At 44.1% G+C, this 24,022-nt stretch carries 31 protein-coding genes; 15 read left to right on the plus strand and 16 right to left on the minus strand.

What is annotated here, in order from left to right; genetic code table 11:
- Nucleotides 1-118: 118 nt before the first annotated feature.
- Complete coding sequence (locus O9324_RS14425; protein ID WP_288140534.1) at nt 119-544, minus strand: HPP family protein; 426 nt, start codon at nt 542-544, stop codon at nt 119-121.
- A gap of 469 nt (nt 545-1,013) precedes the next feature.
- On the opposite strand from O9324_RS14425, the gene O9324_RS14430 reads away from it, so the two are divergent.
- The 4 genes from O9324_RS14430 to O9324_RS14445 all read left to right on the plus strand — a co-directional run bounded on the left by O9324_RS14430 (nt 1,014) and on the right by O9324_RS14445 (nt 3,864).
- Nucleotides 1,014-1,142, plus strand: coding sequence for a hypothetical protein (locus tag O9324_RS14430; RefSeq protein WP_256377258.1), 129 nt, complete (start codon nt 1,014-1,016; stop codon nt 1,140-1,142).
- Nucleotides 1,143-1,342: 200 nt separating this feature from the next.
- Nucleotides 1,343-1,594, plus strand: a complete 252-nt coding sequence (locus tag O9324_RS14435) for a type II toxin-antitoxin system RelE/ParE family toxin (protein ID WP_002766794.1) — start codon at nt 1,343-1,345, stop codon at nt 1,592-1,594.
- A gap of 73 nt (nt 1,595-1,667) precedes the next feature.
- Nucleotides 1,668-1,979: a HigA family addiction module antitoxin gene (locus O9324_RS14440; protein ID WP_288140535.1), complete on the plus strand. Its 312-nt coding sequence runs from the start codon at nt 1,668-1,670 to the stop codon at nt 1,977-1,979.
- Between the two features lie 445 nt (nt 1,980-2,424).
- Nucleotides 2,425-3,864 (plus strand): folate/biopterin family MFS transporter, encoded by a 1,440-nt coding sequence (locus tag O9324_RS14445; RefSeq protein WP_288140536.1) that lies wholly within the window; start codon nt 2,425-2,427, stop codon nt 3,862-3,864.
- 151 nt (nt 3,865-4,015) lie between these two features.
- Here O9324_RS14445 and O9324_RS14450 read toward each other — a convergent pair whose 3' ends face one another.
- Nucleotides 4,016-4,285, minus strand: a complete 270-nt coding sequence (locus O9324_RS14450) for a type II toxin-antitoxin system RelB/DinJ family antitoxin (RefSeq protein ID WP_287628508.1) — start codon at nt 4,283-4,285, stop codon at nt 4,016-4,018.
- A gap of 474 nt (nt 4,286-4,759) precedes the next feature.
- Nucleotides 4,760-5,464, minus strand: a complete 705-nt coding sequence (locus O9324_RS14455) for a proprotein convertase P-domain-containing protein (RefSeq protein WP_288140537.1) — start codon at nt 5,462-5,464, stop codon at nt 4,760-4,762.
- Nucleotides 5,465-5,879: 415 nt separating this feature from the next.
- On the opposite strand from O9324_RS14455, the gene O9324_RS14460 reads away from it, so the two are divergent.
- Nucleotides 5,880-8,051: a glutamine synthetase III family protein gene (locus O9324_RS14460; RefSeq protein ID WP_288140538.1), complete on the plus strand. Its 2,172-nt coding sequence runs from the start codon at nt 5,880-5,882 to the stop codon at nt 8,049-8,051.
- 104 nt (nt 8,052-8,155) lie between these two features.
- The gene (locus O9324_RS14465; RefSeq protein ID WP_288140568.1) at nt 8,156-9,625 is read left to right on the plus strand and encodes a carotenoid oxygenase family protein; all 1,470 of its coding nucleotides are present in this window, start codon (nt 8,156-8,158) and stop codon (nt 9,623-9,625) included.
- 44 nt (nt 9,626-9,669) lie between these two features.
- Here the strand turns inward: O9324_RS14465 and O9324_RS14470 are convergent, their stop codons facing one another.
- The 7 genes from O9324_RS14470 to O9324_RS14500 all read right to left on the minus strand — a co-directional run bounded on the left by O9324_RS14470 (nt 9,670) and on the right by O9324_RS14500 (nt 14,633).
- On the minus strand, nt 9,670-10,545 hold the full coding sequence (locus O9324_RS14470) for a Tab2/Atab2 family RNA-binding protein (RefSeq protein WP_288140539.1): 876 nt from the start codon (nt 10,543-10,545) through the stop codon (nt 9,670-9,672).
- Nucleotides 10,546-10,813: 268 nt separating this feature from the next.
- Nucleotides 10,814-11,833 (minus strand): glycosyltransferase, encoded by a 1,020-nt coding sequence (locus O9324_RS14475; protein WP_288140540.1) that lies wholly within the window; start codon nt 11,831-11,833, stop codon nt 10,814-10,816.
- Between the two features lie 125 nt (nt 11,834-11,958).
- Nucleotides 11,959-12,261 (minus strand): DUF3593 domain-containing protein, encoded by a 303-nt coding sequence (locus O9324_RS14480; protein WP_043996520.1) that lies wholly within the window; start codon nt 12,259-12,261, stop codon nt 11,959-11,961.
- Nucleotides 12,254-12,565, minus strand: a complete 312-nt coding sequence (locus O9324_RS14485; protein ID WP_193961471.1) for a DUF2499 domain-containing protein — start codon at nt 12,563-12,565, stop codon at nt 12,254-12,256. The genes O9324_RS14480 and O9324_RS14485 overlap by 8 nt, the downstream gene beginning before the upstream one ends.
- Nucleotides 12,566-12,726: 161 nt before the next feature.
- Nucleotides 12,727-13,701 (minus strand): glutathione synthase, encoded by a 975-nt coding sequence (gshB, locus tag O9324_RS14490; protein ID WP_288140541.1) that lies wholly within the window; start codon nt 13,699-13,701, stop codon nt 12,727-12,729.
- 15 nt (nt 13,702-13,716) lie between these two features.
- Nucleotides 13,717-13,977 carry a glutaredoxin 3 gene (grxC, locus tag O9324_RS14495; RefSeq protein ID WP_002766815.1) on the minus strand — a complete coding sequence of 87 codons (261 nt, stop codon included), beginning with the start codon at nt 13,975-13,977 and terminating at the stop codon, nt 13,717-13,719.
- 62 nt (nt 13,978-14,039) lie between these two features.
- Nucleotides 14,040-14,633, minus strand: coding sequence for a hypothetical protein (locus tag O9324_RS14500; RefSeq protein WP_002766816.1), 594 nt, complete (start codon nt 14,631-14,633; stop codon nt 14,040-14,042).
- A gap of 86 nt (nt 14,634-14,719) precedes the next feature.
- Between O9324_RS14500 and O9324_RS14505 the strand changes: the two genes are divergently transcribed.
- Nucleotides 14,720-15,160: a hypothetical protein gene (locus O9324_RS14505; protein WP_002741759.1), complete on the plus strand. Its 441-nt coding sequence runs from the start codon at nt 14,720-14,722 to the stop codon at nt 15,158-15,160.
- On the opposite strand, the gene O9324_RS14510 is transcribed toward O9324_RS14505, so the two are convergent.
- The gene (locus tag O9324_RS14510; RefSeq protein ID WP_002766817.1) at nt 15,157-15,444 is read right to left on the minus strand and encodes a YggT family protein; all 288 of its coding nucleotides are present in this window, start codon (nt 15,442-15,444) and stop codon (nt 15,157-15,159) included. The genes O9324_RS14505 and O9324_RS14510 overlap by 4 nt on opposite strands.
- A 317-nt stretch (nt 15,445-15,761) precedes the next feature.
- Here O9324_RS14510 and rplI point away from each other — a divergent pair, with 317 nt between their 5' ends.
- The 4 genes from rplI (at nt 15,762) to O9324_RS14530 (ending at nt 18,419) form a co-directional block, all read left to right on the plus strand.
- On the plus strand, nt 15,762-16,220 hold the full coding sequence (gene rplI / locus O9324_RS14515; protein ID WP_002737358.1) for a 50S ribosomal protein L9: 459 nt from the start codon (nt 15,762-15,764) through the stop codon (nt 16,218-16,220).
- Between the two features lie 99 nt (nt 16,221-16,319).
- Nucleotides 16,320-16,904, plus strand: a complete 585-nt coding sequence (locus tag O9324_RS14520; RefSeq protein ID WP_002766818.1) for a chromophore lyase CpcT/CpeT — start codon at nt 16,320-16,322, stop codon at nt 16,902-16,904.
- A 22-nt stretch (nt 16,905-16,926) separates the two neighbouring features.
- A complete protein-coding gene (xth, locus tag O9324_RS14525; RefSeq protein WP_288140542.1) occupies nt 16,927-17,715 on the plus strand; it encodes an exodeoxyribonuclease III in 789 nt (262 codons plus the stop codon).
- 149 nt (nt 17,716-17,864) lie between these two features.
- Complete coding sequence (locus tag O9324_RS14530) at nt 17,865-18,419, plus strand: hypothetical protein (protein WP_288140543.1); 555 nt, start codon at nt 17,865-17,867, stop codon at nt 18,417-18,419.
- Here O9324_RS14530 and O9324_RS14535 read toward each other — a convergent pair whose 3' ends face one another.
- From O9324_RS14535 to O9324_RS14550, 4 genes are all read right to left on the minus strand, one after another.
- Nucleotides 18,420-18,737 (minus strand): hypothetical protein, encoded by a 318-nt coding sequence (locus O9324_RS14535; RefSeq protein ID WP_002766827.1) that lies wholly within the window; start codon nt 18,735-18,737, stop codon nt 18,420-18,422.
- Nucleotides 18,738-18,859: 122 nt separating this feature from the next.
- The gene (gene crtR / locus O9324_RS14540; RefSeq protein ID WP_002766829.1) at nt 18,860-19,750 is read right to left on the minus strand and encodes a beta-carotene hydroxylase; all 891 of its coding nucleotides are present in this window, start codon (nt 19,748-19,750) and stop codon (nt 18,860-18,862) included.
- A 163-nt stretch (nt 19,751-19,913) separates the two neighbouring features.
- Nucleotides 19,914-20,333 (minus strand): helix-turn-helix domain-containing protein, encoded by a 420-nt coding sequence (locus tag O9324_RS14545; protein ID WP_288140544.1) that lies wholly within the window; start codon nt 20,331-20,333, stop codon nt 19,914-19,916.
- Nucleotides 20,317-20,616, minus strand: a complete 300-nt coding sequence (locus tag O9324_RS14550) for a type II toxin-antitoxin system HigB family toxin (RefSeq protein WP_002748876.1) — start codon at nt 20,614-20,616, stop codon at nt 20,317-20,319. Before O9324_RS14550 ends, O9324_RS14545 begins: the two co-directional genes overlap by 17 nt.
- A 255-nt stretch (nt 20,617-20,871) precedes the next feature.
- Here O9324_RS14550 and O9324_RS14555 point away from each other — a divergent pair, with 255 nt between their 5' ends.
- Nucleotides 20,872-21,411, plus strand: a complete 540-nt coding sequence (locus tag O9324_RS14555) for a PEP-CTERM sorting domain-containing protein (protein ID WP_288140569.1) — start codon at nt 20,872-20,874, stop codon at nt 21,409-21,411.
- Between the two features lie 401 nt (nt 21,412-21,812).
- Here O9324_RS14555 and O9324_RS14560 read toward each other — a convergent pair whose 3' ends face one another.
- Nucleotides 21,813-22,034 carry a hypothetical protein gene (locus tag O9324_RS14560; RefSeq protein ID WP_288140545.1) on the minus strand — a complete coding sequence of 74 codons (222 nt, stop codon included), beginning with the start codon at nt 22,032-22,034 and terminating at the stop codon, nt 21,813-21,815.
- A gap of 367 nt (nt 22,035-22,401) precedes the next feature.
- Here O9324_RS14560 and O9324_RS14565 point away from each other — a divergent pair, with 367 nt between their 5' ends.
- The 3 genes from O9324_RS14565 (at nt 22,402) to O9324_RS14575 (ending at nt 23,581) form a co-directional block, all read left to right on the plus strand.
- Entirely contained in the window at nt 22,402-22,950 is a 549-nt protein-coding gene (locus O9324_RS14565) for a PEP-CTERM sorting domain-containing protein (RefSeq protein ID WP_288140570.1), read from the plus strand.
- Between the two features lie 119 nt (nt 22,951-23,069).
- Nucleotides 23,070-23,369, plus strand: a complete 300-nt coding sequence (locus O9324_RS14570; protein ID WP_004163259.1) for a nucleotidyltransferase family protein — start codon at nt 23,070-23,072, stop codon at nt 23,367-23,369.
- Nucleotides 23,370-23,416: 47 nt separating this feature from the next.
- On the plus strand, nt 23,417-23,581 hold the full coding sequence (locus O9324_RS14575) for a hypothetical protein (RefSeq protein ID WP_016515505.1): 165 nt from the start codon (nt 23,417-23,419) through the stop codon (nt 23,579-23,581).
- Nucleotides 23,582-24,022 lie beyond the last annotated feature (441 nt).

The raw sequence follows: 24,022 nt of genomic DNA on the forward strand, positions 1-24,022 counted from the left end.
TGAAATGGGGCGAAAGTCTGTGGACTCTGTGTAAGACAGTACATGGTTTTTTAACTGTGGTATGCGACGGTGGTGGAAGCAGAAACTTAAATCGTGAGGTTTAGGAATCGCCGCACTTTTAGGGCGGCGAGGATGTCAACATCACAACTAAGGCAACAGCACCTGCGGGGGGATGCAACGTTCCGGTAAGTTGCGTAATGCCTATCGTTAGCGATACTGCCATGCCAATGACTAGAGGTGAAGCTCCGAAAAAATGCAGAAGTGTTAGACTGACAAGCGCCCCTAAGACATTCCCGCCGATGACATTACGCGGCTGCGCCAATGGGCTATCGGGAGCGCCGAAAATCAAAACACTGGTGGCACCAAACGGAGCCATCAGCAAGGGCGAATTCGTTTCCATCGTCAGGTAAGCACAAATCGAGATTGCCAGAAAACTGCCGAACCAACTCCAAAAAACGTGTCGATGATGAGGCTTCTCGACTGGACAGGCTAAAGAGCAGGAGCGCCATCGGTGGAAGATTTTGAACCAATAGTTTTCCCACATCGATCGAATCTTTTTGTAGGAGAGCATAAAATGGTAATAATTGTTACTGAAGTTAGAATATCATGACTTCCTCAAGAAACTTTGAAAAAGTATTCAAATTTACAGATTTTTTGATTATGATGTTCATTCAGAGGCATCTATAGCAGTAAAGATTAGGTTCCAAGCTTTTTGATTCCTTGCAAAGCCTGGAGGCTCTCTTATTCTTTGTGTGGTCAGTTTAACTTATATAGTAGTGATCGATCTTTGTGTCCTCTGTGTCTGGAGTGGTTCCTTCCACTCACTCACCCGCAAGACTGTATCTTAGAATACATTTTACCCACCAAGCCTGGGAGAGCCGGCATTCTTTTATGAACCCTCCACCACTACCAGAGCAGCGATAATACTAATGTAACAAGTAGATGATCTATCCCCAATTAAGTGCTAATCTGACAGAGGATATTAGATTACCTAGACTTATCAACTTCAATGAATGAGTAAGGTGCGTTCCCCAAAATCGATCGGTGGAGTGGTAGAACTGACCTTAGGGAACGCACCCTACGGCGATAGCGATCGCAATCAGCCGACCAGTTTGCGGCGTTCCAGTGCAGCGACTTGTTAGGCTGCGGCACCTCGGAACGAGCATTTGCTAGAACCCCTTTTGCTTTCATAGTAGTTTGAGCCTTGACATTTGTAACCTTCCACATTACAGTAGAGTTGTAACCTACAAAGTTACAAAAAATATATTTATGTATAAGATTAAACTGTCATTAAACTTTTATAGACGAAGATTTAATATGAAATATAGGAGAAATCCATTGAATGATACAAACTTTTAGAAATAAGGCATTAGAAAGATTATTAAAAGAAGGTAATGCAAAAGGTGTACCCAAAGATTTAGAAAAAAGAATAAGGAGAAGACTGGAAGTGATAGATTCTGCAACAGCTATAGATGACCTTAAAATACCGGGTTATGATTTACACCAGCTTAAAGGGGATAGAAGAGAAACTTGGTCAATAAAGGTATCAGGTAACTGGCGTATTACTTTCACATTTATCAATAATGATGCCTAGGATTTAAACCTTGAAGATTATCACTGACTATAACGAAAAACAAAGAGTTTTGATTCAAGCAGGAAAATAATTTATGAAAGACTTACAAGATATTATTAATGGGAGGCAAATAAGACCAGTACATCCTGGAGAGGTCATTTCAGATGTGCTTGAAGATATTGAAATGACTCAAACAACCTTTGCTGAGTTTCTCGGTGTGTCTCGGCGCACTGTTAATGAAATTATTCAAGGTCGAAGACCAATCACGGTAGATATGGCAATTCGTATTGGGCAAACCTTAGGGAATGGTCCTCAACTTTGGCTCAACCTTCAGCAAAAAGTTGACATCTGGGATGCGATACAAAAGCATAAGGAAGAATATAAAAAATTGCCAACGATAGCATAACGGGATACATCTATCCTGGCTTGTTAGCTAAGTTTAAATTATGATATGAACTCTTACCTGTCGAGATAAGAGTTCATATAGCATTCTGCTGAAAATTTGACAGATAAACTTAAAATACTATCTCACCAAAAATTTAAGCAGCCTAACTAGATATTATCGAGAAAATTTCCATATATCACGCTAAATAAGCATTTTTTCCAGAATCTTTCCCTATATTACTCTCAAATAGAGCGATCGCAAAAAACTTTCCCAATAACACGACAATAAGTCTGTTATGCCGATTGGGGATGGGGAAGTGGGGAGCAGGGGAAATTCAACTAAAACCCTAAAACCCAATACCCAACCGCCAAAACCTAAACCTCAACAGTCAAACCCTAACAGCTAACGCACCGATCGAGCGCTCAATCATTATTATAGAGACAGTAACAAATATTTATGAAACTTCATGCTTATTAATCGCCTTGGCATCGATCGCGGGAAAAAATTCCTTAAAGAGAGTATCTTGTTCGGAAATGACCCCAATCCCGAATTAATTGGCATTTTAGGGGTTTATTTCGTGCAGGGCATTCTCGGACTCTCCCGATTAGCGGTTAGCTTCTTTTTAAAAGACGATTTGGCCTTGAGTCCCTCTCAGATGGGGGCATTAATCGGAGTGGCGGCGATTCCTTGGGTGATTAAACCAGCTTTTGGCTTTCTTTCGGATGGTTTGCCTATTTTCGGCTATCGTCGTCGGCCCTACCTAATTTTATCGGGAATTATCGGGGTTTTAGCTTGGTTGGCCCTAGCCACTGTGGTGGAGAATGCTTGGCAAGCGATGGCCGCGATCCTGCTTGGTTCCCTTTCTGTCACCATTAGTGATGTCATCGTCGATTCTTTGGTAGTAGAAAGAGCGCGCAGAGAGTCCTTAACCCAATCTGGTTCTCTACAGTCCTTAACTTGGGGAATATCGGCCCTAGGCGGCTTAATTACGGCTTATCTGGGGGGTTGGTTACTGGCACACCTCGGTACTCGTCCTGTCTTCGCTCTCACCGCTATTTTTCCCCTGATTGCCTCAGCTATGGCGTTTTTAATTACAGAGGAAAAAGTCAAGAATAACAATGATAAATCACAATCCACGCCGAAAGTCAAGGAGCAAATCGGGCAATTATGGTCAGCAATTAGACAAAAATCAATTTTATTACCCACTGCCTTTATTTTTCTCTGGCAGGCTACTCCTAGCGCCGATTCTGCCTTTTTTTACTTCACCACCAACGAGTTAGGATTTGAACCGGAATTTTTAGGACGAGTGCGCTTAGTCACCAGTTTAGCCTCGATCCTGGGTATCTGGGTATATCAACGGTTTTTAAAAGCGATTTCCTTTCGTTTAATTTTGGGTTGGAGTACGGTGATTTCCGCGCTTTTAGGGATGACTACCCTACTCTTAGTTACCCATACTAATCGAGCGCTCGGTATTGACGATCATTGGTTTAGTTTGGGGGATAGTCTCATCCTCACCGTCATGGGACAAATTGCCTTTTTACCCGTCTTAATTTTATCAGCGCGTCTTTGTCCTGTGGGCATTGAAGCATCTCTATTCGCTTTATTAATGTCTATCTGGAATATGTCGGGATTAGTTTCCCAAGAAATCGGCGCTTTATTAACCCATTGGTTGGGAGTCACCGAAACTAATTTTGATAACCTTTGGTTATTGGTGGTGATTACTAATCTCTCTACTCTCCTACCTTTACCCCTAATTAAATGGCTACCTTCTACGGATCCGCAATCTCAGGAAGTCAAGAAAACTTTTCCCCCCGCAGAAGTCTTTGAACATCATGTTACTGGTTCTTTAGCTGAACCGGGTTTTATTCCCGAACTTGTCCCCGAATTAATCGAGACAAGAGATTGACAGTCCAGAAAAGGGGTTTCTTTGAGAGAAAACGGGTTTCTTTGAGAAACCCGTTTTCTAGCTGCGCGACTACAAAATCCATATTTAACTCCATTCAAGTTTAATTTCTTCGACACTACGCATCAAGGCAGGAATCCGCACTTGGGTTGTCTTAATCACTGTTCCAATCCTCGAACATCTGCCCGACGCTACTATAACGCTTAAGACGCTCAGGATGTTTTTCTACTTCTTCAATGGCGGCGAGCGTTTCTGTATTAGGAATTTGAACATCAAAGGGAAAACCTTGATGAAAATCGACATCAGATAAGGCTGGATGCTGGATTTTTTGTAGCAGAAGCTGTTGTTCTTCGTCAGTTAAGGAAAGGATAATTTGAGTAAGAGAATCAATTAGTTTAGTATTGATTGCAGCAGCTTGACTCATGATTAAACAAATGATTGGGAGTTAATTAATTATCTTAATCTAGTCTAGCGCGAGTTAGCAATCCCTAGCGATCGCCCTAAGTCCAGAAAACGGGTTTCTCAAAGAAATCAGTTTTCTTCCGTTTTCTTCTCAAAGAAACCCGTTTTCTCAGTCCAAATGGCGCTTAAGGGACTGGCGTAGAAATAATATCCCAGCCAGAAAATCGCTCCGTAGAAAAACCAGACTAGCCAGATGGCATATTATCAAAGCGCAAGTCCCTTAGCTGCGGAGGCGCTCGAAGGCTCTCCCCCTACTTAGAGTGATCAGCAAACCTGATCGATCGGAGGGCGCAAGCATTGCGCCCCTACAGTAACGGATTTTGTCCACAATGTAGGGGCGAACTGCGTTCGCCCAAAAGGTACATTATCAAAGCGCAAGTCCCTTATGTATTACAGAAAACGGGTTTCTCAAAGAAACCCGTTTTCTTCAGTTTTCTCAGTTCCAATGGCGCTTAAGTGCCGCTCCCGCCCCCAGTAAACCTAAGGCCAGCAAACCTAAGCCAGAACTTGATTCAGGAACAGAAACGGGAGCAAGAGGGGTCCCCTCCAAATTCAGCGTCCAACTGCCAAGACTGCCAGTATCACCACTAGCATTATCGGAAATGGTCAGCCGCCAGTCGCCGGCGGTCTGGGATCCACTCAAGGAAGTCAGTATGGGAACAAGGGTGCCACTGTTCGCACCGGTGGGGAAGTAGTTACCAGAGGGGATGTCACCGGTATTAGGCAGTCCAGCCGCTATGGACCAGATGTTGCCGGCAAAGGCATCATTGAAGCTGTAGGTACCGTTGAAGTTGCTGGAGTCACCGAGCCCACTGCTAACCAGACCAATCCGGTTGAACAGAGTGACTGTCGTGTTGGTTGGGACGTAGGTGAGATTGGCGATCAAATCACCTACCCAGGTGTGGGTTAGGCTATTGAGGGTGACGGTGATGTCGGTGATCAGGAAGTTGGAACCGGTGGGAACGGTAATAGTGCTGGAAGCACCTGTGGCGTTGTCCTCAGGGATGCTGAAACCAGTACCAGTTCCGGTAAAGCTGACGGCGCTGGCGGGGAGGGCGGCCAGTACAGCGATCGCGCTAACTGTGCCAGCGAAGACAGCACCAGAGAGAGACAGAGATTTGAAGGTAGTTGTAGAATTCATGAACAATTTTGGGCAAATTCCACCAGGATTCTACCCCCCCCCGATTTTGTCAAATATCACTTTTTTATCGATTCTATAGATTTTTATCTATGTAAGTCTAGAAAACGGGTTTTTTAAAGAAACCCGTTTTCTCAGTGCGATCGCTTGGGGAAGATCGGGTTTGGGATGTTTGTAATATTTGATACAAATCTCCCGATTATCTGTTCTTAAGATTAAGGCTGGTGTTGCTAATTGATCGGGAAAGAGGCCGGCGCAAGCAGATAAAAACCGCAGAGAAGCTTGTGCCGTGGGATCAAAATTATTAAGCGGAGAATAGCCTCTGACCGGAATTCAACATCAAAGTTAGTAGGAAACTTGTCATCGCCTAAATAAAGTAACCCTTTATCCACGACACAGCAAAATAGGAAAAATACTTATGAGTTATGGAACGCGTGTTCAAGCTATCTCTCAAGTCACAGACCGTAAACCCCTACCGAGCAAAATTCCTCAACGTTTAGAGGCCCTCTGGGCAACCGATGTCTTTACCCTGAGCAAAATGCAGGCCAGTCTCCCGAAAGACGTATTCAAATCGGTCAAAAACACGATTTTAACCGGGGGAAAATTAGACGTTTCCATCGCCAGTGCGGTGGCGGCAGCGATGAAAGATTGGGCCACGTCCAAAGGGGCGCTGTACTATGCCCACGTCTTCTATCCGATGACCAACGCCACCGCCGAAAAACACGATGGTTTTATCTCCGTGCAGAGCGATGGTTCAGTGATCACAGAATTTACGGGCAAAGTCTTAGTACAGGGGGAACCGGACGGCTCCTCCTTTCCTAACGGCGGCCTTCGCTCCACCTTTGAAGCACGGGGTTACACTGCTTGGGATGTCACCAGTCCCGCCTACGTCATGGAGACGGATAATGGTGTAACCCTGTGTATCCCGACGGTTTTCATCTCTTGGACAGGAGAGGCCCTCGACAAAAAAACGCCGCTTTTACGCTCGATTTCATCGATGAGTAAAGCCGCCACCAGGGTGCTGAGGCTCTTAGGACATACGGAAGTCGCCCCCGTTAACTCCAGCTGCGGTGCTGAACAGGAATATTTCCTCGTAGATGCTCATTTTGCCCATAGTCGCCCCGATTTACTGCTCACCGGTCGCACCCTATTTGGTAAACCCGCCGCCAAAGGTCAACAGTTCGACGATCATTATTTTGGTGCGATTCCCGAACGGGTTCAGGTGTTTATGCAGGAAGTGGAGGAAAGAATGTATCGCCTCGGCATTCCGGCCAAAACCCGCCATAATGAAGTCGCTCCCGGACAGTTCGAGATTGCCCCCTTTTTCGAGGCTGCTAACGTGGCCAGTGACCATCAGCAGTTAATTATGACTTTGCTGAAAAGTACGGCTAAAAAACACGGTTTTGTTTGCCTACTGCACGAAAAACCCTTTGCGGGAATTAATGGTTCGGGAAAACACGTTAACTGGTCCGTCGGCAACGCTACCCAGGGTAATCTGTTGGATCCGGGCGATACTCCCCACGCGAATATGCAGTTTTTGTTATTCTGTGGGGCGGTGATTCGTGGTGTTCACAAGTACGGGGCGCTTTTACGCGCAGTGGTGGCTACTGCCAGCAATGATCACCGTTTAGGGGCAAATGAAGCTCCTCCCGCGATTATTTCCGTATATTTGGGCAGTCAGTTAGAAAAGGTATTCGACCAAATTAGCCAAGGACAAATTGAGGGTTCTGATGCCCCAGGGTTGATGGATCTCGGTGTCGATACTCTGCCGGTATTCCCCAAGGATCCCGGCGATCGCAATCGTACCTCGCCTTTTGCTTTTACGGGCAATCGCTTTGAATTCCGGGCTGTGGGTTCTAATCAGTCAGTTTCTGGGCCGCTGGTGGCGATGAACACGATTCTAGCCGATTCCCTGACTTGGGTGGCGGATAACCTAGAAAGCCGGATGAAAGCTGGGGAAGACCTCAATACTGCCGCCCAGGGTGTTCTTAAGGAGATCATGGACAAACACAGAAATGTGATCTTCGGAGGTAACGGATATTCCCAAGAATGGCACAAAATGGCGGTAGAAGAGCGCGGTTTGGCTAATCTCCGCACCACTGCCGATGCTTTACCCGTGCTGAGGGCCGATTATATCGAAGAACTGTTTACCCGCATGGGTGTGCTTACCCCCGTTGAACTGGAAAGTCGTTTTGATGTCTATGCGGAACAGTATTTGCTGGCCATCGAGGTGGAAGCGAAACTGGTGGTAAGTATGGCTAAAACGATTATTTATCCCGCTGCCGTTCGCTACTTGTCGGAATTGTCCTCGGCGATCGCTAATGCGGCGGCGATCGGCATCGAGATAGATAAGGAAAGCGCCCAAACCGTCTCGAATCTAATTAAATTACTGATGGATGGCGTTAGCAAACTGAGTGCGGCCATGGCTAAACACGATTTTGACTCGATCGAGGAACATATGCAGTATTCCGCTCAAACAATCCGTCCCTTGATGGATAAGGTGCGCGAATATGCTGACACACTGGAAGGGGAAGTGGCCGACAATTTCTGGCCCCTACCTACCTATCAAGAAATGTTGTTTGTTAAATAACAAGACGGCAAGGAGGGGGTGAATAAATGTTCGGCACCCCCTTCTTTTTATCTCTGGTAGTTTTAAGTTATGTTAAGAAAAGTAAATATAAACTTAAAACTACCATGGTATTAACTCCGACAATTGGCGAAAAATCCTATAATCGTCAGGATTGGCAAAAAGGCTATCAATCCCAACCTAACGAGTACGATTACGAGGTGGAAGACATCGAGGGGCAAATTCCCGCCGATTTACAGGGTACAGTCTTTAAAAATGGCCCCGGTTTACTCGATATCGCTGGCACTGCGATCGCTCATCCCTTCGATGGGGATGGTATGATCAGCGCGATTAGCTTCAATCATGGCCGCGTACATTATCGTAATCGTTTTGTGAAAACCCAGGGTTATCTCCAGGAACAGAAAGCGGGAAAACCCCTTTATCGCGGTGTTTTCGGCACAAAAAAACCGGGGGGAATTTTCGGCAATGCTTTTGATTTGCGTCTGAAAAATATTGCTAATACTAATGTTATCTACTGGGGTAATAAATTACTGGCACTTTGGGAAGCGGCCGAACCCCATCGTCTCGATGCTAAAACTCTTGATACTATTGGTTTAGACTATCTCGATGGTATCTTGGAAAAAGGCGATGCTTTTGCCGCTCATCCTCGCATCGATCCCGCTTGTATTTTCGATAATCATCAACCTTGTTTGGTAAATTTTGCCATCAAAACGGGTTTATCGAGTGCCATTACTCTCTACGAAATTAGTCCCACGGGTAAGTTATTACGTCGTCATACCCACAGTATCCCCGGCTTTTGTTTTATCCACGATTTTGTTATTACTCCCCACTACGCTATCTTTTTCCAAAACCCGGTTGGTTATAATCCTTTCCCCTTTCTTTTTGGGTTAAAAGGTGCGGGAGAATGCGTTATTAATCAACCGGACAAGTTAACTAAGATTATTATTATCCCCCGGGATCCTAACAAAGGAGAAGTGAAAGTTTTAGAAACTCCATCGGGTTTTGTCTTCCATCATAGCAATGCTTTTGAACAAGAGGAGAAAATTTATATCGATTCTATTTGTTATCAATCCTTACCACAACTGGATTCAAATAGCAATTTTCAATCGGTAGATTTTGATAGTTTAGCTCCCGGACATCTGTGGCGATTTACACTAAATTTATCAGAAAATACCGTTACAAGAGAATGTATTCTAGAGCATTGTTGTGAGTTTCCCAGCATTAATCCTGCAAAAGTTGGTCGAGATTACCGTTATTTATACATCGCTGCCACTCATCATGCCACTGGTAATGCTCCTTTGCAAGCAATCTTAAAACTGGACTTATTAACGGGAGAAAAACAGTTACATTCTTTTGCTCCCCAGGGATTTGCGGGTGAACCAATTTTTGTGCCTAAACCCGATGGAATTGCTGAGGATGATGGTTGGTTATTGGTAGTCACCTACGATGCGGCTAATCATCGATCGAATGTGGTAATCTTAGATGCTAAAGATATCACTAATTCCCTAGCAGTTATCCATCTTAAACATCATATTCCCCACGGGTTACACGGTAGTTGGACTAGACAATGTTTTTAAGTTAATTCTGTGGGGGTGGATTGAAAACCCACCTTGACTAAACTTTACTCTTGAGAGCCTTCTTGTAATAGCCAAAAACCAGCGAAGGATTGCGATTCAGGGTTAGATTGAACGGCTAAAAAATGCAGATTATTGGCTTTTTGTTTAGCTTCTTCAAAGTTTTTGGCTTCGTTTAAAGTCTTGGCATTAGTGACGTTGACGAGAATCCAGCTATCACTAGCACCCGTTTCTAAACGTAGCACGGGACGGGAACCAGTTTCTAACTTTAAATAGGCCATTTCTAACCCTGACATCCAACCAGCTAGGGGTAAAGCGCGGGGGGAAAAAATAACTAAACCGGGGATTTTTAGATTCTCATCTAATCCCATCCCTAGTATAGGCAAATTTTCTCCGAAGCTAATATCCCAATCTTTTATATCATGAAAAGAAGACAATTCTAGCGTAACAAAAGCCCATTTATCTGCCTTATCTCCCCGGACAGCATCGGGAAGGGGAACAGCATTTAAAGGAGGATAATTCACGGAAGCGGTTTTAGTTAAATTTTGATCATAACCAACTTCTTGAGGATAGAAATTAACCATTCTTTCTTCTATCCATCTCGTTAAAGCATGAGTGCGACGACTAGGGGAAGCGGGAACACCGATATCCTCGCAAGCTTTGCTAATCATGTTATTCATCTGACGACGGAAAAAGCGAATTTTTTTGGGAGTTACTCCCGCTGCCTTGATAGCTGCAGTAATTGCCTCTCCTAACCATTGGGAATTAACCATCGTATTAGGACAATAACTGGCATATTTAAATATTGTATCGGAGGGGCGATCGATTGTTGCCGGAGTTTCACAGATTAACAATTCCCATCTTTTTTTATTATTTTCATCCACCACCGGCCGCGAATAAAAATCAAGTTCCCAAATAGTCATATTTTTTTAGTTATCAGTTATCAGTCATCAGTTATCAGTTATCAGTTATCAGATTTGAGTTTTAAGTAGGTGGGTGGAATTAAATATAAGATGAACGTAGGTTGGGTTGAAGCATGAAACCCAACACCCGCTCATGTTACGCTACCGCTAACCCATCCTACAAATAATTGTGCCTCCCTACTTTAAGTGTGCAGTATGTATTAAGTGGGCAGTATTAAATAGCAGCTTCCTACTGTCTTTTTACTGCTCACTGATTACTGATTACTGCTCACTGTTCACTGAAAAATCCCCTATCCCCGACAACAGTACGAACGCGGTAGATAGGACGGTTTTGGGATTCGTGGTAAGTCCGCATCAAAATTTCTGCCAAAAGACCAAAACAGAGTAATTGTACCCCAGTTAAAAAGAATAACACGGCCAGGATTAACAAAGGTCGATCGCCGATTTCTTGTCCGAAACCGAGTTTGAGAATAGTCAGATAAGTACCTAAAATAATCCCCACTACCATGGATATCAGTCCGTAGAGTCCAAAAATGTGCATCGGACGGGTGAGGAACTTTTTCATAAAAAAGACAGTAAATAAGTCCATAATCACGCGAATTGTGCGACCTAAACCATATTTACTCTGTCCGAACCTTCTAGCGTGGTGATTAACGGGAATTTCGGTTATTTTTGCCCCTTCAATAAAAGCTAATGCGGGTAAAAATCGATGTAATTCCCCGTAGAGATTCATATCGGCGATTAATTCGGCTCGATAGGCTTTCAAAGAACAACCGTAGTCGTGTAATTTGACCCCTGTTACCTTGCCAATCAGCCAATTAGCTATTTTTGAGGGTAAAAGCCGTTTTACCTTGTCATCTTGGCGATTTTTGCGCCAGCCACTCACGAGGTCATAACCTTCCTCTAATTTTGCCAATAATAGGGGTATATCATTGGGATCGTTCTGTAAATCGCCGTCGAGGGTAATGATGACCTGTCCCGTGGCATAATTAAATCCGGCAGCCATGGCGGGGGTTTGTCCGTAGTTGCGTCGCAATATTACCGCCTTGAGATCATCGCGATTTTTGGCTAAATTAGTTAAAACCTCGGTAGAACCGTCCTTAGAACCGTCGTCAACACAGATAATCTCGTAGTTAATTTGATAAGAACGCAAAATCGAGGCGATACTCTCCACGAGATGGGGAATACTGTCCACTTCGTTATATATGGGAACCACTACCGATAAAGTCTGGATAGCAGCCTGCGGGTTGGGTTCGTTGACACTGATGGACGGTGTAATCGGGGACATATTTGACTGACGCGGGGACGTTTTGGGGCGATTGTATCACAATTCAGTTATCAGTTATCAGTTATCAGTTATCAGTTATCAGTCATCAGATGTGAGTTGTCAGTTCACTGATTACTGTTCACTGTTTACTGTTCCCTGTTCTCTGTTTCCTTTTTGGCTAAAATTGCCTGACGAAAACCTAGGACGACGAGAATATTGGAGAGGGTGAGGAAAAGTTCGGCGCTGCCGTGCAACCAATCGACGTTGGCTAATTCTTTACCATAGTGGATTTTGGCGTAGATACCAGCAGGAATGGTGATAAAAACGAAGATTAACAGCACATAAAAGCCAATTAAGGCTAAACGGGGCATTTTTCCTGAACGAGTGATCAACCAAAGAAACCCCAGATAGGGAAACAGGGAAATGGCAAATAAACTCTCTTTATTCATTGTTAACGCTAATTTTACTGGAACGCCACAGCCACCAACCGGCAGCACAGAGGGTAAAATTTCCTAAGACAGTCATGGCTGCCTGTAGGGTGACTAACCAGGATAAGGCACTGATATTATCAAAAAAATGCCATGTACAGGCACACATGGCCCCAATTAAAGCGGGTAACATTCCCCAAGATAACATTCGCCACGATCGATCGCTACTGATTTCGCTATAAGTCCACACTAACCAGATCGCCGCTATCCATTCTACGACACTCGATACATGAACTATCCACGTCGGTATTGATAAAGCATTCATTGGCAAAGAAAAAAGTAAAAAGTTAAAAATAGGTTTTAGGGTGTTAGGGCTTTAGGGTGTTAGGGTGTTAGGGTGTTAGGGTGTTAGGGTTTTAGTTGAATTCCCCCATTCCCCCATCTCCCCATCTCCCCATTCCCCCATCTCCCCATCTCCCCATTTCCCTAATCTCTGCTGCCCAAATGATTTTCTAGCCATTTAATTACCTGTTGACCTAAGCTAACATTGTTTAATCGATCGATCTCGCGAATGCCAGTGGGACTGGTGACATTAACTTCCGTGAGATAGCCACCAATCACATCTAATCCGACAAAATATAGGCCATCTTCTCGTAATTTTGGGGCTAAAGTGGCACAGATTTCTAATTCTCGATCGCTGATTTCTGTTTTTGCTACTCGTCCACCCACGGCCATATTACCGCGAAATTCTGAACCGGTGGGAATGCGATTAACTGCCCCGATCGGTTCACCATTGAGGACAATAATGCGTTTATCTCCTTCTTTGGCAGCTGGTAAATAATCTTGAATCATTACTGGTTCTTGTCCCCATTTTGTGCTAATTTCAATCATTGAATTAAGATTGCGATCTTCGGGACTAAGAAATAAAATTCCCTCCCCTGCTTTGCCACCCAAAGGTTTCATAACTGCCGCCCCTTTTTGGTTGACAAATTCCCTAATCGTCGCTTTATCTTGGGAAACAATTGTGGCGGGCATTACCTGAGCAAAGTGAATCGTATATAACTTTTCGTTGGCATGGCGTAAACCCCTAGTTGAGTTAATTACTTGAGTTTTTTTGGGGTCAATCAAGTCTAATAAATAGGTGGCATAAAGATAGGCAATTGTCACGGGTGGGTCTTTTCGCATCCAGACAAAATCGAAGTTTTCTAGGCAGGTAAAAACTGTCTCTTGTCTTTGATACCATTGAGATACAGCCACCCAATGATTATCTTTTAACTCCACAGGAACCAGTTCAATTTTAGTTAGTTTTGCCCAAGCTTTTCCCGCAATCGCACTGAGATCGGTGATGGAAGTAATCCAGACTTCATGACCTAATAATTGGGACGCTTCCATAATAGCTACACTGGTATCATGGCCTGGATCTAGATACTCGATCGGATCGATAATAAAGGCTAGTTTCATTAATAGTTTTTATCCTTAATTCTGCAACAGGGGAGCTAAACCACCACTTCTATCTAAAGCATAGATGTCATCGCAGCCCCCGATGTGTTGATCGTTTATAAAAATTTGTGGTACACTTGTACGACCATTGGCTCGATCGGACATTTTGGCTCGCGCTTGTTCATCACCATCGATACAATATTCGGTAAACTCCACTCCTTTTTTCTTGAGTAATGCTTTAGCGCGGATACAGAAAGGACAGGAACTCCAAGTATAGATCTCAACTTTAGCGGCCATAAAATTTATCTGTTTTCTTTACAGTTCTTAATTTTAGCCGATAACCGAGCAGTGATCTTCCTTCAAGTCAGAAAACGCCAATTAGGGCGATTCCACTGATATATTCCTTGTATTTGCCATTCTTCACCGTTTTGAAAGCGAATACGGCAACTAACAGGGGGGGAATCATCCTCACTTTCATTTACTTCTATTACCTCACAGGGAAACCAGTCGCAACTATCGGCAGCGTCTGCGGGAATCCATTCCCATAATCCATTAGACACCTCGATCGTATCTCCCACCTGTAATTTTTCTCTGGTTAACCTTAATTTTTGTAAATATTCTTGCCAATGAATCGGTTTTATGCTGTTCAACCAAGCCAAGCCATACTGATCGCGGATAAATTGTACCGCACCGGAAGGGCGATCGTTAAGCCAATCATTGAGGAGGGAACTTTTCCAAGCTAAATTTTCCCGTTCTTGTTTGAGGATAAATTCCAGTAAAATCTCCCTTTGCATAGATGTTAATTCGTCGAGGGGATTGCCATCAGCGAGGGAATTTTGCTCAAAAAACACCTCTAACAAAATTTCTTTTTGTTGTTGATTGAGAGGACATAATAAAGCCTCACACTGGAGAAAAGCCGCTTTGAGAGTGGTTTCAATCTCATCTCGATCCATGAGAGTCCTAAAAAAGCTGATTTCAAAGGGTGACGATCCACGATAATCTAAGTATTGGGGAAATCATACCGTAAAATCACTGATCTATGACACCACGCTCGCTCACCGTTTTACTGCTTTCTGTTCTCTTCTGGCTGTCTAGCTGGCTTATCATCCCTACTGCTCAAGCTTTGACCCCAATTCAACTATTAGATGTATCTTACAAAGACTGTCCCCCCGAATTAGCCGAGGGGAGTGTCACCAGTGGGGGAACCAGTTTTCCGGCTAATTGTTTTTTAATCACCGGCAAAGCTAAAAATAATTCTGGAAAAACCGTCTATGATGCCGATGTTTTTGGTCGGATTTACGATGCTAACGGGGAACCAGCTTTACAAAATCGTAGCCGAGTCGGGGCAATTCCCGAAGTGCCACCGGGGATTAGTGATTTCGAGATCAGAATTTCTGTTTCTACCAATCAACCAACCCCCCTGCGACTGGAAAAATTCAAAGCTTCCGGTTTTACCAGTAGTGTGGATCCGCGGATTTAGAAACCGCTGCTGACCAGACTGGTGGCCCCTGTGGCTACGACACTCTGAACAACGTTGAGCAGCAGGAATGCGAGAATCGGGGACAAGTCCATCCCGCCTAGGGGTGGGATAATCGAGCGAAAAAGGTTTAAATAGGGATCGGTAATCGGACTGAGAAAAGACATAATCTGATAGGCCCAACCAGCATTTTGGAACCAAGTCAGTAAAACCCTAACAATTAGGATTACCGAGTAAATTTGCAGGAAATTGTTGATTATCGTCAAAATAAACCCTATATCGCTCATAAATAAATATTCCCTCAAGAGGGCGTGATGGTTAGTTTAGCTTTGATCTTACCAAAAAAATCGTCTTAAGTTACTCTCGCCGTCCTATCTTAGTGGTTTTGACCAGCTATCGCTATTCCTTCTGGTTGACGGACACCGGGTAAGAAAACTGAATACAGCAGTTATCTTAATGGTGAGGTACGAAGTTTTCCTTTTGGGGAGACTCGGATTGTTCAAGTAGTTTTTCCATAGCTAACTGACGGTCCGGATGGGAGGACAGATAAAAACGATTGCATGGTATGATAAAGGTTTTGGAACTATTGTTTTAGGTCAAGATCATGGCGAAACGAATGCAGGTTATCCTCAATCAAAAAGTCAGCAAATTGGGTGAAAATGGCGATGTGGTGGAAGTGGCACCCGGTTATGCGCGCAATTACCTTATCCCCCAAGGGGTGGCCGTTTTAGCCACCAAGGGTGCGATTAAACAGGCAGAATTTAGGAAAGAAAAAGAGCGTCAACGTCTCCTTGCCGAAAAACAAGAAGCGGAAACCAGAAAAACTGCGATCGAAAAACTCAGTCCCTACACCATCCCTAAACAGGTGGGTGAAAACGAGGCCATTTTCGGTACTGTCACCAGTCAAGATGTGGCTACGGTTATTCTAGAAAATGCTAAATTAGAAATCGATCGCCGTGGTATTACCGTCCCCGATATCGGTCAATTGGGAGTCTATAAAGTACAAGTCAAACTCCATCCCGAAGTTAGTGCCGATATCGAAATTAAAGTAATTGCACAATAACAATTATCGGGGCATAGTTATCAGTAATCAGTGAAAATTTATCAGAGCGATTAACTAGCTAATGGCTGCTAGCTAATAACCATTAAAATATCAACAATTATGACTCATTCCACGGACATAAAAACCCTAGCACGCTGGATGGCGGCGGATTTTAGTAATCAAGAACAAGCTTTTGCTAATCCGCCTTTTTTTGCCCATATTCGCGTGTGTATGCGTCCTTTACCCGATGAATTACTGAAGGGAACCAGTTTATTTTTAGAGCAGGCCTACGATTTTATGCTCAATACTCCCTATCGTTTGCGAGTATTTAAATTATCGGTAGTCGATGACCATATTGAACTAGAAAACTTTAAAGTTAAAGAGGAAGCTAACTTTTTTGGTGCTTCTAGAGAACCCCAACGTCTCAAAAATCTCAGCTTAGACCTATTAGAACCGATGCCGGGTTGTGATATGAATGTAACTTGGACAGGTAACAGTTTTAAAGGGGTGGTGAAACCGGGGAAACAATGTTTAATCTTTCGCAAAGATAGAATGACTTATTTGGATAATAGTTTTGAAATTAGTGAACAGGGATTAATTAGCGTTGATCGCGGTTTAGATCCCGAAACCGATCAATTAGTCTGGGGTTCGATCGCCGGTCCCTTTGAGTTTGTGCGTCGCAGTAGTTTTGCTGAGGAAGTGTGAGAAAAATTCTCGGTTTTTAGCTATGAAAATCGCCACATGGAATGTCAACTCGATTCGCAGCCGACAAGAGCAGGTAATTAACTGGTTACAACTCAATCCCGTTGAGGTTTTATGCTTGCAAGAAACTAAGGTAATCGATCGAGATTTTCCCAGAGAAGCTTTTGAATCTTTGGGTTATCATCTCTATATTTCTGGACAAAAAGCCTATAATGGTGTAGCGATTTTTAGCCAGAAACCCCTGGACGATATCACTGTGGGATTTAGTCCCATTATCGGCGAAAATTTAACGGGAGAACTAGACGAACAAAAACGGTTAATTACTGGAGTAATCGGCGATATTCGGATTATTAATCTCTACGTTCCTAATGGTTCTTCCCTAGATAGTGACAAGTATATTTATAAGCTTAAATGGTTAGAAACTCTTAGGAAATATCTAGATAAAATAATTAATTCTCAACCCCAAGAATTATGTATCTGTGGTGATTTTAATATTGCCTTAGAAGATAAAGATATTTATGATCCTAAGGGCAAAGAAAATCATATTATGTCTTCAGCTAAAGAAAGAGAAGCTTTAGAAAAGGTCTTAGAAATTGGTTTACAAGATGCCTTTAGAAAATTCACCTCGGCAGCAGGACATTATAGTTGGTGGGATTATCGCAGCGGTGGTTTTGCTCGTAACCGAGGTTGGCGAATTGATCATCTTTATTTAACTCCTCAGCTATACGAAAAAGCCGTTAATTGTCTGATCGATCAAGAACCCAGAAAACAAGAAAAACCTAGCGATCATACCCCTGTTATTCTGGAAATATAAGGCAAAAATAGCTAAAGGATCAACCTAGACTTGGCACAGCCAGAATTTTGCTCTCTTAGCTTCCCTAACCGGGGACTTTCACCTTGAGGATTTATTCGGTAACGAGAAAATGCTATGATTCGGGTTGAATTTACCAAGTTTATTAAATTATGCGTTCTCCCCAATTAATTGTTCTATTGCTCGGTTTATCCTTTCTCCCCAGCATCTCCCCCCCTTTTGTCCATGCTAGTCCCTCGATAGTGCCAGTGAAACAATCGAGTAATCGCGATGGGGGACAAAAAATCAGTGAAGCGGAAATTAAAGCAATGATTCAAGACATTGAAACCGCTATTAAAGATAAAAATATCGCCCTAATCCTCAAACACTATGCCCCGTTTATTTCCTCGCAATTGACCATTAAAACCGATGCTAGTACCGAAATTTTTGAGTTAGATGGCATCACGGAACATAAAATATTTTTAGAGGAATCCTACAAAAATATCAAAAGTATAGAGGTTCTTTCTGAGAATTGGGACGTGGATATTCTTGCTAATGACGAGATGGCGATTATCACTCGCGAGCGGGTAGTCAATATTACCAACACCGAGGGTGATAACTATATAGTGGCATCAGAAGCAGTGGCTAAAGTCGCTCCCATCGACGGCAAATTGAGGATCTTTTCCATTCAAGAAACTGCCGAAGTGGGACGCAGACCAAACAAATAATTAGTTTCTCCGGTTGGGACTGGACCAACCCGACTCCCGCCGTCTTCGTCCCTCGATAAAACCGTCATCGTAGTCTCTGGAATTGCGCGGATTATCATAGCGGGCAAAGTTAAACCCGTCCTCTAGTCCGCGCTGAAATTCTTGCTCTGGTGGCACAAATCGATAACGTTGTCTATTATCCTGTACCACCCGGTTGATTAACAAGGCCCCCGCTCCAATACCAACGGCCTCACCAAAGGTTAAAGACCTAGCATAGTTGATGTTAATTGTCAAGAAAGTTGTTGTTAAAATTAAGGCTTTTCCCCAATGTTGACCCATAAAATCCTCCTTCAAAAAATCAAGTTGACAACAAAACCAGTACAGATAGAGAGTTTCTCATAAAATCGACCACCGACTCCCTCAAATGAAAACTTTGTACCTCACCATTACGATAAATGAGATCAAGAAGTTTTAGAAGAATGGGAGTGAAAGCGAATACCGAGGAAGACATCGTAGAGAAAACTCCAGAAATTCTTACCTTGCAGTAAACCTAAAGACTGTTCACACTCTTTTGCGTCTAAAAGCGGTTTAGTGGCATAGTATGCCGGTTGGTATTTGTACCAGGGAATCGACGGCCAAAGATGATGCACGAGATGATAATTCTGCCCTAAAATCAGCAGATTTAAGAGGGGACTTGGGTAAACTCGGGCATTTTTCCAACGATTACGCTCTTGGAAAGGACGATGGGGAAGATAATCAAAAAATAAACCGAGGGCAATTCCCACCACTAAAGCGGGAACAAACCAAAAATTCATCACATAGCTGATAAAACCATATTGACAGGCGACGATGACTATGGTAGCCACAAAAAGACGACTGAGGAACCATTCCAGCAGTTCGTATTTTCGCCAGAGTTGCCGCTTAAAAAAGAAGATTTCATGATAAAAAAATCTGGCCGCAATCATCCACAACGGTCCACCAGTGGAGACAAAATGATCCGGATCATTTTCGGGATCGTTAACGTGAGCGTGGTGCTGTAAATGGACTCTAGTGAAGACCGGAAAGGCAAAACCGAGCATTAAAGCACTGCCATGACCTAAAATAGCATTAAATACCCGATTGCTATGGGCAGAATTATGAGAGGCATCGTGGATAACTGTCCCCGATAAATGTAAAGCGAGGACATTAGCACTAAAACAAATCAAGTCCGGCCAGGACCATAGCCAATAGCCACAGGTAGATAGGGTTATTAGGCTCAAGGCACTAAAAAACATGGTAACGTTTGGGTTGAAGCCCCCCGGTGCTTTTAAATACTCTTTGGGGACTGTCAGCAACATCTTGGCCGACTGCATTATGGGTGTTGCTCCTTATTGTGTTCGCTTTACTGGCGTAAATTATCATACTACGCCTTTTTCATAAAGTTTTGTAACATTATCTTAATTAATCTAAAGCTATGAAGAAAGTAAGGATTTGTTATATGGTCTTCCCCCCTCAGTCCCCGAAGGAAAAATGAGGCTACAAGAGAAAATCACGGGCGCTTAACGCCAGTTTCGCACTTAAACGATTAAAAAATTCGGCTAGAGACTCGGCTTGAGAGGGAGCGATCGCCTGTTTCCCCCCTATCACCGATTCTACTCTATCCCGATCGCCGAAAATATCGGTAAGACACTCCCTATCGATATCGAATTCATGCAGTAAAGATTCTAACGTAGCGGTAGGATTTGTTCGGGCGATCGGATAATGTTTCTGCTCGTATTCTTCCACTAATAAGACCAGTAAATCGAATAATAGTCCTTCGTCATTGCTTAACTCCCGTGACATCATCCCTTCAATTATGCTTAAAAATCGATCGTATTCTTGGGAGTTATTAATCGGTTTCGGTTGATACTGCAAGAGTAAATCACCATAGGTTAATGGATTAGAAGTAGGGATCATTTTTCCAGTTCTCCTTATTGTATTCAGCGTGACTGAGAATATATTTAACGAAAATGGTTTGACGAGAATAATTGATGTCAGCGATTAAACGGTATTTGTTTCCCTTGATATTAAAAACTGTAAAATTTCCCACCGCCTCCGCTTTCGGGTAGCGACCCTGAACCTCTACTAAATTTTTCCAGTTAGCCTTACTAGCGAAGTTATACCAATCGCTCAGAGCGTCTTCCGCGTCCGAGTGGCGTTCCCAAAACTCTCGTAGTTTAACTTTACTGATCACGTGCATCGATCGCTAGTTTTATTGTTCTCTTTAACTTAGATAAACATTGATCGCTCTAATAATCATAGTATATGTCAATTTGACCGATCGCCCCCCGCGCCCCAGAAAAGCCCACCCCTTCGCGCATCTCTGGGAGATCGCCCTCAATCCCCAATCCAGTAATCAATAGCTAGATAAAGCATAATAAATATAAATAATAAAAACCTTGACAAAATCGGGGGGGGGTAAAATTCTGGGGAATTTAGCTACACAATGTCTTCTATGCCACTCAAAAGTTCCCTTTGCTATTCCGTCGCCCTCGCCACGGTAGCCACCGCCACCCTCGCCCAATCCGCCAGCGCCGCAACTTTTAACTTTTCCTACACCTCCAGCGCAGGAACCATCACTGCAACGGTTGACGGAACCCTGCAACTGGATAACAACACGGTATTCGTCAGTTCTATCAGTAATACCACCTTTAACGGCTCTCCCGCTCCTGCCCTCCCGTTCATAGGTTCTTATCTCGATAGCATTCTTGCTGGTGTTGGAACGGGTCAGGCGGTGCTATCCCTAGACGGATCGGGACTAGATTTTGTCGCTTGTAACACGACGAATTGTATTGATGGATTCGGCTTTTTGCCCCCTGGCCTTATAGGTCCGGTTGAGTTTTTCGCTTCCGGCGGTGGCTACGGTTCTACTTTTGGAGTCTTCGTTCTCGCCAATTATTCCCTGACCACCGTTCCCGAACCAGCGACGGTTCTCGGTTTACTCTCCGTTGCCGGGGTCGGTTTATTGTGCAAAGGACGGAAACTAGAAAAGTAATTGTGACCGACTGATCCCTCCTGCCCCCCTTATCAAGGTAGGGTTAATTCATAGTAGGGGACTTGCGCTTTGATAATGTACCTTTTGGGCGAACGCAGTTCGCCCCTACATTGTGGACAAAATCCGTTACTGTAGGGGCGCAAAGCTTGCGCCCTCCGATCGATTGGGATATTATTCTCACGCAAGTCCCTAGGGTTGATTCATAGTAGGGTTGATTCATGAATCAACCCTACTTATCAAGGGGGGTGTCTGACAACTTTTAACGCCTACCTACTTAACCAAAGGGATTAACGATCATCAATTGATTCTCGATTCGCTGACCATCGTGTAAATCTTCACTGTAGAGAATTTGACAGCCCGCTTCCAGAGCGCTGGCCAGTATTAAACTATCAAAAAAAACTTTATCGGGTATTAGCCTCGTCCCGATCGAATCTAAATCCCCGTGTATTTAAAAAAATCGCCTCGAACATGGTTTTTTCAGTTTTCTGGCTTGGATCGGGGACGATTTCCGAGTCATCCACAACAATCACCCGTATCATCTTACCTTCCCATCGAGAAGAATATCGGGGGGGAACGCTCACTTGACCGTCATGAATAACCGTCCTAAATTCGATCGCTTCCATACATAGCTCCAATTAAACCCTATCTCTACTTTAGCTCTAGAGTTAAGCGAGCGATTAAATCCTATCAGGGGAACTGGGATAACGGGAAAACCGAAACGGAGACTATAACTATTTCAATGCTAATTATTTTGTTTGTCTTTGGCCAATGACAAGAGCGATCGGCGGCTAGAGTATTTCTTTGATGATACTATAACCCCCCGCACCCCAGAAAAGCCCACCCCTTCGCGCATCTCTGGGAGATCGCCCTCAATCCCCAATCGAGTAATCAATAGCTAGATAAAGCATAAGAAATATAAATAACAAAAACCTTGACAAAATCGGGGGGGGGGGGTAAAATTCGGGGGAATTTAGCTACACAATGTCTTCTATGCCACTCAAAAGTTCCCTTTGCTATTCCGTCGCCCTCGCCACGGTAGCCACCGCCACCCTCGCACCAGTTGCCAGCGCCGCAACTTTTAACTTTTCCTACACCTCCAGCGCAGGAACGATCACTGCGACGGTTGACGGAACCCTGCAACCAGATAACAACAGGGTATTCGTCAGTTCTATCAGTAATACCACCTTTAACGGCTCTCCCGCCCCCGCTCTTCCGTTCGTAGGTTCTTATGCCGATAGCTTTCTTGGTGGTGTTGTAACGGGTCAGGCGGTGCTATCCCTAGACGGAGCGGGACTGGATTTTGTCGCTTGTAACACGACGAATTGTATTGATGGATTCGGCTTTTTGCCCCCTAACGCTATTGTAGGTAACACGACCGACCTGTTCGCTTCCGGCAGTGCCTACGGTTCTACTCTTCCTGAACTCTTCGTTCTCGCCAATTATTCCCTGACCACCGTTCCCGAACCAGCGACGGTTCTCGGTTTACTCTCTGTTGCCGGGGTGGGTTTATTGTGCAAAGGCCGGAAACTGGAAAAGTAATTGTGACCGACTAAAAATTAAATTGATTGGGAACGGGTTGTGCGATTGTGGCAGCCCGTTTTAGTCTTTGATCAGGATCGAGAGATCGATCGCACGATTAACTAAAGGGAGTAAATTAGATGGTAGATAAAATCACCGCCAACGAGATATTGGAACATTTACGAACCCTGAAACCCGAACTGGAGGAACGATACGCGATCGATCGAATCGGCATTTTCGGCTCGGTAGCCAGAGAGGAAACCCGACCGACGAGCGATATAGATATAGTGGTATATATGCCCCCCAATCTGCTTAAAAGAGTCAGACTGAAAGCCGAACTAGAGAACCTATTCGGACGGGAAGTGGACGTGATCCGCTATCGGGATTCCCTGAATCCTTACCTCAAGGCGCGGATCGATCGAGAGGCTATCTATGTGTGATCGATCGCTTCTATTCGAGTTAAAAATCGCTTGGAGGGCTTACGGTGATGGAAGGAAAAGAAACAGGACTAAATGAACGGGAACTAGAGGAAATTCTGGAAATGGCGCGGGATGCGGCGGAAAAAGCCCGATCGATGGGCGAGGTAATTACGGAAAATTCAAAAAAATGGCGGGAGAGAGCAGAAAGAATCAATCGAACGGGATCGAGATAGCGATCGAGTATTTCTTCGATTATAGGAGCGATCGAACTTGTATCGGAAAAGCGATCTCGATCGGGGGGTAAGGGACTTGCGCTTTGATAATGTACCTTTTGGGCGAACGCAGTTCGCCCCTACATTGTGGACAAAATCCGTTACTGTAGGGGCGCAATGCTTGCGCCCTCCGAGCGCTCAGGTTTGCTGATCACCCTAAGTAGGGGGAGAGCCTTCGAGGTGTTAGGGAGTTGCGCTTTGATAATGTGCCATCTGGCTGGTCTGGTTCTTCTACAGAGCGATTTTCTGGCTGGGATATTATTCCTACGCAAGTCCCTAAAGCAGCGAGAGGAACCCTTGTGACATCGAAACATTTCCTTAAGATATAAGACCGAAGGTCCAGTCTGGATACAGAATTGATATACCTAGAATCGCTACTCTGGCTCACCCTCTAGGCCCTTC

The sequence above is a fragment of the Microcystis sp. LE19-84.1B genome (assembly GCF_027531875.1).
Classification (GTDB): Bacteria; Cyanobacteriota; Cyanobacteriia; order Cyanobacteriales; family Microcystaceae; genus Microcystis; species Microcystis panniformis.